Source organism: Oceanispirochaeta sp., from assembly GCF_027859075.1.
Taxonomy (GTDB): Bacteria; Spirochaetota; Spirochaetia; order DSM-2461; family DSM-2461; genus Oceanispirochaeta.
In genome coordinates this window covers 26,502-40,922 of record NZ_JAQIBL010000094.1, presented here as the reverse complement: position 1 = coordinate 40,922, position 14,421 = coordinate 26,502, and the positions used below count along the sequence as shown (strand labels likewise).

The 14,421-nt window shown below is 48.7% G+C and carries 11 protein-coding genes; 9 read left to right on the top strand and 2 right to left on the bottom strand.

The features are described from left to right. The first annotated feature begins 74 nt into the window (after window positions 1–74). A complete protein-coding gene (locus tag PF479_RS05175) occupies window positions 75–1,178 on the top strand; it encodes a plasmid pRiA4b ORF-3 family protein (protein ID WP_298003071.1) in 1,104 nt (367 codons plus the stop codon). A 12-nt stretch (window positions 1,179–1,190) separates the two neighbouring features. Here PF479_RS05175 and lon read toward each other — a convergent pair whose 3' ends face one another. After that, complete coding sequence (gene lon / locus PF479_RS05170) at window positions 1,191–3,536, bottom strand: endopeptidase La (RefSeq protein ID WP_298003068.1); 2,346 nt, start codon at window positions 3,534–3,536, stop codon at window positions 1,191–1,193. Between the two features lie 163 nt (window positions 3,537–3,699). Between lon and recO the strand changes: the two genes are divergently transcribed. The 7 genes from recO to PF479_RS05135 all read left to right on the top strand — a co-directional run bounded on the left by recO (window position 3,700) and on the right by PF479_RS05135 (window position 12,812). Beyond that, window positions 3,700–4,440 (top strand): DNA repair protein RecO, encoded by a 741-nt coding sequence (gene recO / locus PF479_RS05165; protein WP_298003067.1) that lies wholly within the window; start codon window positions 3,700–3,702, stop codon window positions 4,438–4,440. 168 nt (window positions 4,441–4,608) lie between these two features. Beyond that, window positions 4,609–5,919 carry a thymidine phosphorylase gene (locus tag PF479_RS05160; protein ID WP_298003065.1) on the top strand — a complete coding sequence of 437 codons (1,311 nt, stop codon included), beginning with the start codon at window positions 4,609–4,611 and terminating at the stop codon, window positions 5,917–5,919. A 7-nt stretch (window positions 5,920–5,926) separates the two neighbouring features. Beyond that, a complete protein-coding gene (recJ, locus tag PF479_RS05155) occupies window positions 5,927–8,029 on the top strand; it encodes a single-stranded-DNA-specific exonuclease RecJ (protein WP_298003063.1) in 2,103 nt (700 codons plus the stop codon). After that, window positions 8,026–8,973, top strand: a complete 948-nt coding sequence (locus tag PF479_RS05150; protein WP_298003060.1) for a M23 family metallopeptidase — start codon at window positions 8,026–8,028, stop codon at window positions 8,971–8,973. Before recJ ends, PF479_RS05150 begins: the two co-directional genes overlap by 4 nt. Before the next feature lie 29 nt (window positions 8,974–9,002). Further along, window positions 9,003–9,209, top strand: a complete 207-nt coding sequence (rpsU, locus tag PF479_RS05145; RefSeq protein WP_114628721.1) for a 30S ribosomal protein S21 — start codon at window positions 9,003–9,005, stop codon at window positions 9,207–9,209. A gap of 102 nt (window positions 9,210–9,311) precedes the next feature. After that, window positions 9,312–9,749, top strand: a complete 438-nt coding sequence (locus PF479_RS05140) for a rhodanese-like domain-containing protein (RefSeq protein ID WP_298003057.1) — start codon at window positions 9,312–9,314, stop codon at window positions 9,747–9,749. A 105-nt stretch (window positions 9,750–9,854) separates the two neighbouring features. Continuing rightward, window positions 9,855–12,812, top strand: coding sequence for an insulinase family protein (locus tag PF479_RS05135; RefSeq protein WP_298003055.1), 2,958 nt, complete (start codon window positions 9,855–9,857; stop codon window positions 12,810–12,812). Between the two features lie 19 nt (window positions 12,813–12,831). Here the strand turns inward: PF479_RS05135 and PF479_RS05130 are convergent, their stop codons facing one another. Then, window positions 12,832–14,034 carry a DUF4105 domain-containing protein gene (locus PF479_RS05130; protein ID WP_298003052.1) on the bottom strand — a complete coding sequence of 401 codons (1,203 nt, stop codon included), beginning with the start codon at window positions 14,032–14,034 and terminating at the stop codon, window positions 12,832–12,834. A 148-nt stretch (window positions 14,035–14,182) separates the two neighbouring features. On the opposite strand from PF479_RS05130, the gene PF479_RS05125 reads away from it, so the two are divergent. After that, window positions 14,183–14,368 carry a histone-like protein gene (locus PF479_RS05125; RefSeq protein ID WP_298003049.1) on the top strand — a complete coding sequence of 62 codons (186 nt, stop codon included), beginning with the start codon at window positions 14,183–14,185 and terminating at the stop codon, window positions 14,366–14,368. Window positions 14,369–14,421: the final 53 nt, after the last annotated feature.

Below are 14,421 nucleotides of genomic sequence, written 5' to 3'. Positions count from 1 at the left end.
AAGCCATTTTTTACTGATCCGATCGCTTGTGTGATCGGCAGAAGTGATTGCCTCAGCTGTCAAGGAGTATCTTTATGGACGATGAAAAACTGGATCAATTGAACGGATATTTAAAAGCCATGGATCTTCCCTTTGCCCATCCCCTTGTAGAAGCCCTCATCAGGGAGGATCTAGCCGGTCGTGGAGAAGGTTATGCTGATCTCACCACGAGAATCTACACTCTGGCGGGATCGGTTCCTCCCGGAGAAAATGCACCACTCTTATTTGAGCAGCTGATTTTTGATCTCTTTAAGCTCCAGAAGGCCCAGTTTGATCGCGATGACGACGAAATTGTCGCCCCCTTAAGATTACGGCTTTTGACTCTTTTTGACCGCTGGATGCAGTTGAACGACTTCCTTCAGGAGAAGGAGCAGAATGAGCAGAAAGGAATCCTGGAAGTTCTGCGTGAAATGGATGAACTGCTTCAATTTGTTCAGAATCTTCTGAATCGTGTGAACCATCCCTCTGAAGAGAATCCCGAATCTCTGGGAGAGCTGGACTTCCTGATACAGCAGAGCGAAGAAGTCCTGATCCGAATCATGGAGAGGATTGACGAAATTCTTCATCCTCCCGTTTCTCATGAGCATGTAAGGTCAGATTCTATTCTGACACTGAAAATAACACTCTCTGATCTGCCTGGAACTGTGTGGCGGCGTATTCGGGTTTCCGGCCAGATGACTCTGGCTCAATTTCATGCGGTCCTGCAAAAATCCATGGGTTGGTGGGACCTGTACAACCACCGGTTTGAACAGGCCGGGCAATTCTGGGGGCATCCCGGCAGCGAAGACCAGCCCGTTCTGCCCGAGGAAGAATGCCTCTTGCTGAGCCTTCTGGAAGAAGAGGATGATTTGCTGCACTATTATTATGATCTCGCCGAGTCCTGGTATCACAAGATCATTGTGGAAAAAGTGGAATCTCCTGAGAAGGAGCAAACCGGCTATGTGCTGGAATGCCTGGCAGGAGAGGGAGCCTGTCCACCCGAAGACTGTGGTGGACCCGAGGGGTTCAGGATGCTCCTGGCATCATTGAATCCTTCTGCTTCTCAGGATCTGAAGGAAGATTTCTCCTGGGTAGGAGACTTTGATCCTACCCAGTTTTCTGTCATGACTGTGAACAAAGAGCTGAAAGAGCTTTTATAATTCTCTGATTCCTTAAAAAACGAGATCAAGAACGTCCTTCAGTGTTTCTACAGGGTGAAAGGTGATTCCTTTGCGGATGTATTCGGGAATCTCGTCCAGGTCCCGCTCGTTGGGTTTGGGGATGATGATGTCCTTCACCTTATTCCGCTGGGCGGCAATGGTTTTTTCTTTCAGCCCGCCGATGGGCAGCACTTTTCCTGTCAGAGACAGTTCACCCGTCATGGCCAGGTTTTTCTTTATTACCTTAGCCATGGCCAGTGACAGGATGGCCGTGGCCATGGTGATTCCCGCAGAGGGTCCGTCTTTGGGTGTGGCTCCCTCGGGAATATGAAGATGAATTATATTCTTGTCAAAAAACTCCTGCTTAACCCCATATATGCTGGCAATCTGCTTCACACGGCTGAAGGCAATGGCCGCAGATTCCTTCATCACATCCCCCATCTGGCCGGTCAGCTGGAGACCTCCCTTTCCGGGGACATTGATGGCTTCGATGATGAGGGTGTCGCCGCCCATGCTGGTCCAGGCTAAGCCCAGGGTCATTCCCGGAAGGCTGATCTGTTTGATCTCGTCATCCCGGAAGAAGGGCTGTTTCAGATAGCTTTCCAGTTTATCTCTGGCAACTTTAATAGGAAGCTCTTCGGCCCCCATTACGATTTTCCTGGCCGCCTTTCTGTTTATTTTATCAATGCATTTCTCAAGGGTTCTGACTCCGGCTTCCCGGGCGTATCCATCAATAATGCTCCTCAGGGCTGTCTTGTTGTAGCTGATTTGTCCCTTGATGAGTCCGTGCTTTTTCAAAGACTTGGGAATCAGATACTTTTTGGCAATCTCGATCTTTTCATCGGTGATATATCCCGAGAGCCTGATGATTTCCATTCTGTCCAGCAGGGGACGTGGGATGCTGTCCAGGGTGTTTGCCGTGGCGATGAACAGTATATGGGACAGGTCAAAAGGAAGATCCAGGTAGTGATCCCTGAAGGCTATGTTCTGTTCCGGGTCCAATACTTCCAGCAGGGCGGAAGATGGGTCCCCCTGATAGGACTGACCCAGTTTATCAATCTCATCGATCATAAACACGGGAGCTTTGTTCTTGACAATTTTGAGACCCTGTATGATTTTGCCGGGCATGGCGCCCACATATGTTCTCCGGTGACCCTTGATCTCGGCCTCATCCCTCATGCCTCCCACTGAAAAGCGGAAAAACTTCCTGCCCAGAGCACGGGCCACGGATTTACCAATGGAGGTTTTTCCAACTCCCGGAGGTCCCACCAGAATGATGATGGAGCCTTTGGAGTCATTTTTCAGCTTACGGACAGCCAGGTATTCGAGAATCCTTTCTTTGACATCGTCCAGACCGTAATGGTCATGGTTGAGAATTCTTTCTCCTTTGATCATGTCGATCACATCGGGCTTGGGTTCCTTCCAGGGAAGGTTGACGATTGTTTCAAGATAGTTCCGTGTCACAATATATTCGGAAGAGGAGGGGTCCATGAGGGCAAACTTTTCCAGTTCCCGCTCTACCTGCTCCTTGATCTCACCTTCAAAATTAAGTTTGTCCACCACATCCTTGAACTTGATGTACTCACTGGATTTTGAATCTACCGGTTCACCCAGTTCTTTTTTAATGGCCTTGATCTCTTCTCTCAGGAAGTATTCTCTCTGGCTTTTTTCAATCTTTTCGTTGATCTGGCTGGCAATCTTTTTCTGAATCCGCAGAAGGTCTTGTTCCTTTTTGATAAAAACAAGAACCTTTTCCATTCGGGCCCGTACATCCAGCTCTTCAAGAATCTGCTGCTGCTGCACCCTGTCTATATTCAGGATGGAAGTTATAAAGTCGGCAATCTTGCCGGGATTATCGATATTGACCATATTCAGGCGCATTTCTTCTGAAAAGAGAGGATTGTCTTCGGATATATGTTTCATCTCAGAGATGACCGAACGTGTCAGGGCTTTTAACTCATCCTTCTGTTCTTTTCCGATGATGTCATTCAGATAGTCTACTGCCGCAATCAGAGGAGCTTCGCTGGTAAAGAACTTCCTGATTTTAAACCGCTTCACCGTTGAAATGAATATATTCACTCCACCATCGGGAAGATTGATTTTCTTGACGATTTTGGCGGCTGTTCCTATCTGGAATATATCGTCGGGACCTGTGGCTGATTCATCTTCTTCTTTGAGTAAGATCAGACCGATGACTTTATCATTTTCCATTGCCTGATTCACAATTTCAATATCTTCATTGGACGTGATCATGATGGGTGTAAAGATCCCTGGAAAAATCGGCTTACCCAAAAGGGGGACAATAAACAGTTTTTCCGGCAAGGCCTTCTCCGCTACGATGATCTCATTATCTGACATGGCATACCTCTATGTGTTCCTGATAACAGTACTTGTTCTCTGGAGCGGGCAAGCTGATGCCATCCGGAATGTACTCTTATAGAATTTAAAATTTCGGGCCCTTAAAGGCAAGACATTTCTCTCTTTTCCCGGGCGATCCTTTAACCTATACTAAAACAGGACTATGAATCGACTGATTAAAGAAAATTATATTCCATTAAAATCCTCTGATATGGGTGAAAACCATAAACTTGTTCTTATTCTGAGTGCCGGACAGGGATTGATCCGCATTGCGGTTTTCGGTGTGAAAGGAAAAAAGTCGGGGGCTCAGAGGGCCTTGATTCAGCCCTTTTCCCTCTGTCGCGGGGACCTCTATTATGATCCGGTTAAAAAGCTGTGGCGTCTGAAAGAGGGAGAATGCCTTGAAAGCCGGGATAGTTTCCATACTCATCTGAATAAATATTATGCCGCCCTGTTCTGGTCGGACCTGATTATACAGACTTATGCGGGAGGAGGAAGCCAGGATTTCTTTAATATGTCAGAAAACCTGTTCAGAAATCTCAGCAACGCCGAGGGCGCGATGGTTCCGGGAATCTTCCTGAGATCCCTCTGGGATTATCTGGCACTGGAAGGCATTCAGCCTGAAACAAACCGCTGTTCCCGCTGCGGCAGACCCGCCCCCCCGACTAAAGCAGTCTGTTATTCCGGCGAAGGAATGGTTGTCTGCTCCCGCTGCCGCATCGACAGTCTGCCTCTGCTCACAGCTTCTGCCCGAATCTTCCTGGAAGCCGTGATGGAGAAAAAAGTGCTACCCGAGGTGGATTCAGATACCCTTGAAAGTTTGACGGCCTACATTATGACCATATTGAGGTCTATTGTCAGGTTGAAAATGGATCAGGAATCCCTCAAAATAATTTTTCAATAAGGATAATATTGAAGTCGTGGGCATGGATGCATCAAAATATGAGGTATGAAACGACTCTTTCTTGCCTTGAAACCCGGGAGGCGGAATACAGTCCTTTGTACAGGGTCCAATTCAAGGGCTGACAGAAGGGGCGATTGTAGGGTATTTTTAATTCAAGGGAGTAACAGGATGCGCATCGTTGATATCATCATGAAAAAACGTGACGGAGCGGCTCTAACAGAGGAGGAACTCCGTTTTTTTATTAATGGTTCTGTCTCCGGAGACATCCCCGATTACCAGGTCAGCGCCTGGCTTATGGCCGTTTACTTTCAGGGAATGAATGCAGAAGAGACGGGCCTCCTCACCCGGCTGATGATGGAATCAGGCAAGGTGATGGATCTCTCAGACCTGGCAGGACCTTTGGTGGACAAGCATTCCACCGGCGGTGTGGGCGATAAAACATCCCTGATCCTGGCGCCTCTGGCGGCGGCCTGCGGTGCTCAGGTCCCTATGATGAGCGGCCGTGCCCTGGGACACACCGGGGGAACCCTGGATAAACTGGAATCGGTCAAAGGTTATACCATCAATGCCTCTCAAGGTGAGTTGAAGAGAATCATAGGACGCGCCGGGTATGCGGTTATTGGACAGACCGCAGAAGTCGTGCCGGCAGACAGAAAAATGTACGCCCTCCGTGATGTCACGGCTACGGTGGAATCCATTCCTCTGATCACAGCCAGTATCCTCAGCAAAAAACTGGCCGAAGGGGCTCAATCCCTTGTCTTTGATGTAAAATGCGGTTCCGGAGCCTTCATGAAAACCCTGAAGGATGCGGAAATCCTGGCCGAATCCCTGGTGAATACGGGGAAGAGCATGGGCCGCAGGGTCATCGCCCTCATTACCGCCATGGAAGAGCCACTGGGCAATATGGTCGGTAACTTTCTGGAAGTGGAAGAATCATGGAACAGCCTGCAGGGTGACGGTCCTGATGACCTGATGGAAGTGACCCTGGCTCTCTGCTCCCGGATGCTTCTGACTGCAGGAATCTGCAGAGACCCTGACGAGGCCATGGACATGTGCCGGCAGAAAATAAGAAACGGAGAAGGAGCAGACAGGTTCCGGGAAAACATGATTGCTCAGGGGGCTGACTGGGACTGGTTTCTGGATCATGCGGGAAGATGGCGAGCCCCTTTTAAAGTAGAATTCCGGGCTCCCCGGGAGGGAGTCATTCATGAAATCAATGCCTTTAAAATCGGTATGTGCGCCCTGGGTCTGGGAGTCGGCCGGAACAAGGCGGATGATCCGGTGCAGCCTCATACAGGATTGCATTTTAATAAAAAAAGGGGAGACTCGGTAGTCAACGGGGATCTTCTCTGTGAGATTTTTGCCTTGAATGAAAAGGAGGCCTGTCAGGCCCTCGCCTCTCTTGAAGAGGCTGTCATCATCTCACCGGACCCGATGACTCCGGAGTCCCTTATCCTGAAAGAAGTCGGAGAATGGTAAAATAAGTATGAAATGGACTAAAAAAGATATAGAAGGCGGCCGTGTCCGTCAGCTCTCTGATAAAACCGGAATGAACCTGCTTCAGGCTTCCATCCTGGTGCGGAGAGGTTTTAACCTGGAGGAAAGCCGCTTCTTTCTGGAAGATGATTTTCGTTACCTTCATAATCCCTTCCTCTTTCGTCATATGTCGGATGCGATAGACAGAATTCAGATGGCAGCGGAAGAAAAAGAGCATGTGATTATCTGCGGAGACCGTGATGTGGATGGGATCACCTCGACGATCCTCCTCATTGAGGCCCTGGCGGATGCAGGAATCAATGCAGAATGGAAAGTCCCTACGGGAGAGGAAGCCTACGGACTGAATCCTGATGTTATCAGGGATTTTGCCTCCCGGGATGGAACCCTTATTTTCTGTGTGGACTGCGGGATTTCTGACTTCAAAGAGGTTGCCCTGGCGGGAGAGCTGGGAATCGATGTGATCATACTGGACCATCACAATCCAAGAGCGGAGAAGCTCCCCGATGCCCTATGCATCATCAATCCCAAGGTTCAGGATGACTCCTATCCCTTCGAAGGCCTGGCGGGCTGTGCGGTTGTATCCAAACTCATCTGGGCTCTCTGTTTTTCAAGAACAGAACTCTACGGTCATGAGTACTGTTTCTTTTATATCAACAAAGAGAAAAACCAGTTGGAAATTTACAAATATATCAACCTGGTGGAGACCAGCCGGAAGGTCTATTCCCTCAGTGAGGAAATTCCCCTCGAGGAGCTGGCAGAAAGCCTGAAAGGCTGGCCCCTGTTCAGTTATGATCTACCCTCCCAGCAGGATTTGCTGGATCAGGTCTTCGGCAAATCCGCTGAACTCCACATCAGTGATATTGCCGATGAAATCTGCCTTGATTTTCCGGGTTTAAAGGGGATGGATTTTCAGACTCTCCGGGATAAGAGCCGTCTGGCCCGGTACGGTGATAAGGCTCCCGATAATGGAGAGGCCTTCCTTCACCTGTTCTCCGGTTTGATGCTCAAACGATATACGGGAGCCTTTGAACCCTTTGAGAAAGCCCTTGACCTGGTGGCTCTGGGAACCCTGGCGGATCTTATGCCCCTGGTGGATGAGAACCGGATTCTGGTCAAAAGAGGGATGACTCTCCTGGGCAAGGCGGTCAGACCTGGGCTGAGGGAACTGTTTATCCGGCAGAGGCTGCTGGGGAAACCACTCGAAACCAATGATGTCTCCTGGATGGTGTCTCCCTGGATCAACTCTTCCGGGAGGATGGGACAGGCCGATAAGGCGGTGGAACTTTTCATCACGCAGGATGAGGCTGTCAGAACCAGCCTTGCCGATGCCCTTCATGATCTGAACCAGGAGCGGAAGAAACTGGGAGATTCCCTCTGGGACAGTGCCCTGGAAGAAGCCCGCGGCAGCCAGGAAAGCCTTCACAACAAGCTGATCATGGTCCGGTCACTGCAAATACCCCGGGGGATCACCGGGATTCTGGCCGCAAAGATGGTAAACACCTTTTCTGTCCCCTCCCTGATCCTGTCCCGGCAGGAAGACGGCAGCCTGTCCGGCTCTATCCGCAGCCCCAGGGGCTGTTCCATTCAGCCTCTTCTCCACGCCCATGCAGATCTTTTTGTTGACTTCGGAGGGCATGATTGCGCCGCCGGGTTCAGCATGGAGGGATCGAAGGAAGAACTCTTTGTCCGAAAGCTGGGAGAATTCTGCAGAACCTGGAAACCCGAAATCGCCGAAGATATACCCGATGTGGACGCGGAAATTCCCGGAGAGTATCTAAATCCTGAACTCTGGGAGATGGTCGGCCGACTGGGACCCTATGGGGAAGGATTCAGACCGCTCTTGTTTTTCAGCAGGAATCTCTTGATTGAAAAATCCGAACTCATAGGCAAGGAACCTCAGAACCATCTGAAATTCCTCCTGTCCTCGGAATCCTCTAAATTTCCAGCTCTCTACTGGAACGGTGCAGAAAATTTTAAGGAATACATGAGTCCTGACAACAGGGTTAATCTGCTGTATCATGTAAGTCGAAACTATTATATGAACCGTGAATCCTTACAGATAACAGTGATCGATATGGAGCCTGCCAATTGAAAAAACTACTGATTTTCCCCAGCCTGCTGTTTCTCCTGTTTTGTCATGTCTCCATCGCTGCCCAGACTCTCCTTTCGACTCCTCATGCCTCACCGGGTGATATTCTGACCGTCCTTGTGCATCAGGGAAGTCCTGATGATGAAATCCTTTTTATACTGAAAGATGAGAATGGGGTCGTGCGTTCCAACGCTCAAGGCCTCGCCTTTGAGCTGGAAGAAGGGACGGGTTCTGATTATATAGGCCTAATGGGCCTTGCTTCTGATATGGAATCCGGAACCTACCAGTTGCGGGCAGAAATCAGAAATTCCAAAGGCTTCTCTGTGTATGAACAGCCTGTGCTGATAAGAGCCAGGGATTTTAGATCGGAAGATATCCCTTTGAACAAGGATATGAGCACTCTAAGAACGGATGACTCCGCTGAAAAGAGAGATCAATCCCGAAGATTGTGGGCCCTTTTGAACAAGCTTTCCAAGGGTTCTATTCATCCTGTAGCTGTGTTTTTACCCCCTGTGAAAGAGTTTATCATAACCTCCTGGTATGGCGACAGAAGAACCTATCTGTATAAGGATGGCGGAACCGCTAATTCTCTCCATACCGGGATGGATATGGCCGCCGATACGGGAACAGAAATTATGGCACCCCTCGAGGGAGCCGTCGTCATGGCGGAAGACAGGATCCTGACCGGATGGACGGTGGTTCTGGAGCATCTGCCGGGAGTCTACTCCCTTTATTACCACATGGACCGCATTGATGTTGAACCGGGAGATTGGGTTTCTCAGGGAGAAATTCTGGGAACTGTTGGCTCAACAGGTCTGGTTACAGGACCCCATCTGCACTGGGAACTCAGAGTGAACACAATTCCTGTTAACCCTGAGAGATATCTTACACTTCCTCTTATTGACAAAGATGAAATATTGACCATAATGAACGATACTGTAGAGTAAGTCTAAAAGAACAAGGGAGGTGATTCAATATCGCCAACATAAGAATTAGTGACGACGAGCCCCTGGAAAAAGCTATCAAACGGTTCAAGCGTATGGTGGAAAAGGAAGGTATTATCCGGGAATGGAAAAAACGGGAATACTTTGAAAAACCCTCCACTATTAAAAACCGGAAGAAGAAAGCCATGATCAGAAAACAGGCTAAGAAACTCAGGAAGACTGAGACTACCCGGAGATAATCACTTAAATCGCGAAGAGGTCCATTTGGACCTCTTTTTTTACGCCCTTTTGAAATATCTATTCACATTCCCAAAATAATCCTTCCATGTTAGAATAAACACATGGTTCAGGTGTTAAAGTATGTCATAATCATAATAGCCGTGGGTGTTGTTGCCTTACTGGTCCCTTTCTACCGCATCAGAAGAAACAGGGACAAGCGGAATAATCTGTCTCTGAATAGTTCTCTTCAGGTATTAATCAGTCAGGATCAATATGAGTACTTTCTGATTGATGTACGTTCCAAGGCGGAGTTTCAGAAAGGGCATATCCCGACGGCTATCAATGTTCCCTACGGACAACTGAGCTCGTTCCTGCCGACGGATAATTTATTTATCAATATGGTCGTATACGGCCGGTCTCCCCTGCAGTCAGGACGTGCCGCCGCGATTCTGAGTGATTCGGGTTATTTCAATGTGACCAGTTTCGGCCCTGTCTTTAAATGGCGGGGACCTGTCAGCCGCATTGTCAATGAAAAAGAATCCCACCAGAAAACCAGTTAGCTTTTTTCAGTTCCATCTTTCCCTTCGAACTGTATCCTTCCAGTAAAGAATCCTGTCCTCTCCTGTGAAATATGATTATATTGGTACAATAGGAGATAAAAATACATGTCAAAACCGAATTATCCCGCAAGCTTCAAACACATCAGTACAGATGAGCTCGATGAGTACAGGGGCCAAGGGTACCTCTTTGAACATATACAGTCAGGCTGCCAGATTTATCATGTGCTGAATGATGATGAGGAGAACCTTTTTTCCTTCAACTTCAGAACGCCTCCGGCAGACAGCAGCGGAGTCGCTCATATTCTGGAACACTCGGTTCTCTGCGGATCCAAAAAATTTCCCGTTAAGGATCCCTTTCTTTCCATGATGAAAGGGAGTGTGAATACCTTCCTCAATGCCATGACCTATCCGGATAAGACCCTTTATCCTGCCGCCAGTGTTCTGGAAAAAGATTATTTTAATCTGATGGACGTGTACGGGGATGCCGTCTTTTTTCCCAATCTGAATGAAGAGGTTTTCAGACAGGAGGGACATCGTCTGGAATGGGATGATCAGGGACGGCTGGTGCGCACAGGAATTGTCTACAATGAGATGAAGGGGAACTACTCCTCCCAGGAGGGCATTGCCAGCGAGTGGTGCATCCGTTCTCTTTTTCCTGATAATCCCTATGGTGTGGATTCCGGGGGGGAGCCCGAGTCTATTCCTTCCCTCAGTTATGAAGAGTTTGTCGACTTTCATAAGGCCTGGTATCACCCCTCAAACTGCAAGATCTTTCTATATGGGAATATTCCTTCCGAAAAAATTCTGTCCTTTCTGGATTCCCGTTTTCTTGGAGAGTTCCAGGCAAAGAAGGTCGATTCATTTGTACCTCTCCAGAAATCCTGGACTGAGCCCCGGATCTTAGAAAAGACCTGGCCTCTGGGAGAGGATGACACAGGGGAAAACAAGAGTACCATCTCACTCAACTGGAAAATCTTTGCCCCCGATGATCCTGTCCGTTCCCTGAGCATGTCCATTCTGACCGAAATGCTGATGGGTAATGCCGGAGCCCCCCTGCACAAGGCTCTTCTGGAATCAGGATTGGGAGAGGACCTGTCTCCTGTGAGCGGTGTGGATTTTGATCTCAATGAAGCCGTTTTTTCGGTGGCTCTCAGAGGAACTGATCCCCCTAAGGCGGAGGCTCTGAAGAACCTCGTGTTTACCACCCTGGCGGATCTGAGTGCAAAGGGATTTGACGAGGATTTAAAAGAGAGCTGTATGCGCCTTGTCGAGTTCCGTGCCAGAGAGGTGAAGGGGGGCGGTCCCTTCGGAATCAGACTTCTAAGGAAGATCATGAAGGGCTGGAATTATGACATGCCCCCGGTGTCTTCCCTCCGTTTTGATCCGGTCATGAAAGAAGTCCGGGAAAAGTCAGGGCAAAAAGGTTACTTTGAATCGATTCTGAAAGAGTGGATTCTGGACAATCCTCACTGGTCCCTGGTGACAATCAAACCTGACCCACTGATGGGTAAAAAACAGGAAGAAGCACTGATAACAGAACTGGAGACCCTTCAGGCCTCCATGAGTGAAGAGGAGCGATTAGAACTGGAACAGAAGAATCAGTCCCTCAAGGACTTTCAGGAACTCGAGGATGAGGGGGGCGTACCCTTCCTCCAGAGGAGCGATATCCCGGTTAAAGTGAATCTCCTGGACTTTGATATCAGCCCTCTGGGATCGGCCACCCTGCTGAGTCAGGGTGTGTTTACAAACGGAATCCTCTACAACGACATGGCATTTTCACTGGCAGGGCTGGAGGATGACCTGTATCCCTTCCTGCCTCTCTTTACCAAACTCCTGACCGGTACAGGTTTACCAGGAGTCCCCTATGATGTGATCACGAGAGACCTCTCTATGAAAACCGGTGGATTAGGAGTGTCTGTGGAGGCGGGCCATAAGGTGGGAGATGAGCCTTTTGAAAAACCTGAGACCTATCTGTATGTCCGGCTCAAAATGCTGGAAGGTCAGCGGCAGGAGGCCCTGGATCTGGCGGCTTCTCTCCTGGCTCAGGCAGATTTTGATAATCATACACGGATGGAGCAGATTCTGGTGGAGCTTTGGAATGATATGAAATCCTCTCTGGTTCCCGGGGGTCACGCCTATGTGATGCTCCGGGCCAACAGCCGTTTCAGCAGCTCTGCCCGGCTTGAAGACAAAATGTTCGGGATTGGACAGGTGCAGTTTCTGGAATCCCTGGTGCAGCAGAAACACAGGATGCCCGAGCTGGCCTCTCTGATGAAAGGTATCCGGGACCGGGTCTTTTCCCTGTCGAATCTGACTCTCAGCCTGACCATGGATGAATCGGTCCTGAAGGAGTCGGGGACAGTCATGTCTGCTTTCTGGAAGGATACACTTCCAGAATTGACAGCAACAGGTCCTGTGCTGAGCCCCTTGATGGATGAACTTGCCGCATCCTCAACAGACTCTTCCCTGTTGAAGGCTGAAGGCCTGGGAATTCCTGCTCTGATAGGGTTTGTCGGGAAAGCCATCCGGGGTGTCTCCCTTCTGGACAGAAAAGTGGCCTCTCAGATTTTACTGAGCCACCTTCTGAAAACAGGCCCCCTCTGGGAAAAAATCAGAATGAAAGGCGGTGCCTACGGTGCCTTCAGTACTCATTCCGGTTTAGATCAGATCTTTACATTTGCAACCTATAGAGACCCTGAGGTGGAGAACACCCTGATTGCCTTTAAAGAGAGCCTGGAGGAATTTACTGATTTTGAGGATGAAGGGGAGCTTGAAAAATCACTCATCTCGGTGGTGGGAAAAGAAATGAGGCCGGTTTCGCCCTCAGAAAAGAGCATGATCGTCCTTAAGAGGCAGCTGTATCTTATCAGTGATGAACTCAGACAGAGGAAACGGGATGATCTTATGAGCTGCCGGTCTGTGGACCTGCAGGAGGCCAGCCGGGAACTCCTGTCCCATTGGGATGATGACTCTGTTTCGGTCATGGCTCATCCTGAAAAACTGGATAAGGCGGCAGCCCGGTGGCCGGGATTGAAGGATAACCGGATCGACCTGCCTCAATAAAAGAATCCTTTTTTCCTGATCAGGCCGGCTGGGTTGAATAAGTCGGCTTTTTCAGAATAAAGAGCTGGCAGGCCAGGAAGGGGAGAAAGAACAGGACTGTTATCAGGTTCTCTTGATGAAAAAATGCTGTATTCATAATTACCATCAGGATCCAGACTCCTCCCTGAATCTGCCAGAATCTTAAGAGTCTCTTCCCCGACTGTTTCAGCAGGAAAAACCCTGGAACAAGATACAGGGGATGAAACATCATGACGTTGATGTTCTGACGGGCCACCAGATGGTCAGTGAAGAAAGAGATAAACCATACAATCAGGCCGAAGAGGCTGATCACTGTGAGAATCAGGAAGAACAGGAGAGCGGCACTGCGGGCGGCTTTCCCCTTGCGTTCTAAAGAGAACCTTTGAAGCATCATCAGGATGAACCCGGCGGCCAGACCATACAATAGAGCGGGTACTCCCGAGAGGGGAGGCTGGGCCGGAATGGTTCTGCCCTGTGAGGATTTTGCCAGAATCTTTTTATTCTGAACTGCCGCTTCAAGGCCCTCATCGCTTGTAACCATCAGTGTGTCCAGATGCTTCATCAGTTCATCCGGCAGGAACATTGTGTCCCAGTAGGTTATGGGGCCGTCTATGGTTCTACCCTGAAGAAGGGACAGCAGCCAGTCGGGAAAGAAGCTATGACTGGTAAAGCGCCTGAAGCTGCTGCGGAAGCTGGCGTCTGCCTTCCGGTTGGTGGCCTCTTTCAATTGCCCATCCAGGACCTTGTCAATTATATCCCGGGGACGGGTGGAGCAATTATCCAGATAATGGTGATACAGGTAGGTATTATTTCCCGGAAGGGTATTCCTTTCCAGTTCTTCTTTCATTTCAAGTATCTTCTCTCTGGAGATATTCAGCTGCTGCAGGGTGACATCTCTGTCTTCAGTGACAATGTAGTTCAGATAGGCCTTGGCGGAGACTCCGATTTTCAGATATATGAGTCTTCCCATGGCGAAGTTCCGGTAGAAATGGTCGGCCTTGAATGAAAAATTGCCAAAATCATAAAAACGGGACTTGTCTGCCTCTTCGATGATGATCCCTGTATGGCCGAACCAGAGGTAGAGTTCTTTTCCCGGACCAACGGTCAGGAGGTAACATTTCAGGGTATCACCGGTTTCCTCCGCAGTCAGAGGGATTAATGTCATAGGAATGGCCAGTATCAAAATCAGGAAAAACTGTTTCAAATCGATCCTCCAGGTTCAAAAAGAAGAAATAACAGGAATATATTATTCTAAGAGTGCTTTTTTTTCCAGCGCTTTGCGTTTTTCTATTTATTTACTAGCTGTACCTGTGGTAGAATAGGCCTCAACTAATTGGCATAAGGAGCAATTTATGGCTGAAAAAGAAACCCTGGTGGTATCATCTAAGGTTAAAAACTACATCAAGAGCAATGGTGATCTGAAATGTTCCGCTAAAGTGATTGATGTTCTCTCAGACAAAATCAGAGAAATGTGTGACTCCGCTATTGAAAAAGCAAAGAATGATAAAAGAAAAACTGTTCAGGAAAAAGACTTCTAAACAGCGATTCCAGTGCAATCAAATCTTTAACCAACAAAAAAAAGCTGCCTTTT

What these genes read in the sequence shown, in the direction of transcription:
- PF479_RS05175 (WP_298003071.1), top strand. Translation starts at nt 75, where the DNA reads ATGGACGATGAAAAACTGGATCAATTGAACGGATATTTAAAAGCCATG.
- lon (WP_298003068.1), bottom strand. Translation starts at nt 3,536, where the DNA reads ATGTCAGATAATGAGATCATCGTAGCGGAGAAGGCCTTGCCGGAAAAA.
- recO (WP_298003067.1), top strand. Translation starts at nt 3,700, where the DNA reads ATGAATCGACTGATTAAAGAAAATTATATTCCATTAAAATCCTCTGAT.
- PF479_RS05160 (WP_298003065.1), top strand. Translation starts at nt 4,609, where the DNA reads ATGCGCATCGTTGATATCATCATGAAAAAACGTGACGGAGCGGCTCTA.
- recJ (WP_298003063.1), top strand. Translation starts at nt 5,927, where the DNA reads ATGAAATGGACTAAAAAAGATATAGAAGGCGGCCGTGTCCGTCAGCTC.
- PF479_RS05140 (WP_298003057.1), top strand. Translation starts at nt 9,312, where the DNA reads ATGGTTCAGGTGTTAAAGTATGTCATAATCATAATAGCCGTGGGTGTT.
- PF479_RS05135 (WP_298003055.1), top strand. Translation starts at nt 9,855, where the DNA reads ATGTCAAAACCGAATTATCCCGCAAGCTTCAAACACATCAGTACAGAT.
- PF479_RS05125 (WP_298003049.1), top strand. Translation starts at nt 14,183, where the DNA reads ATGGCTGAAAAAGAAACCCTGGTGGTATCATCTAAGGTTAAAAACTAC.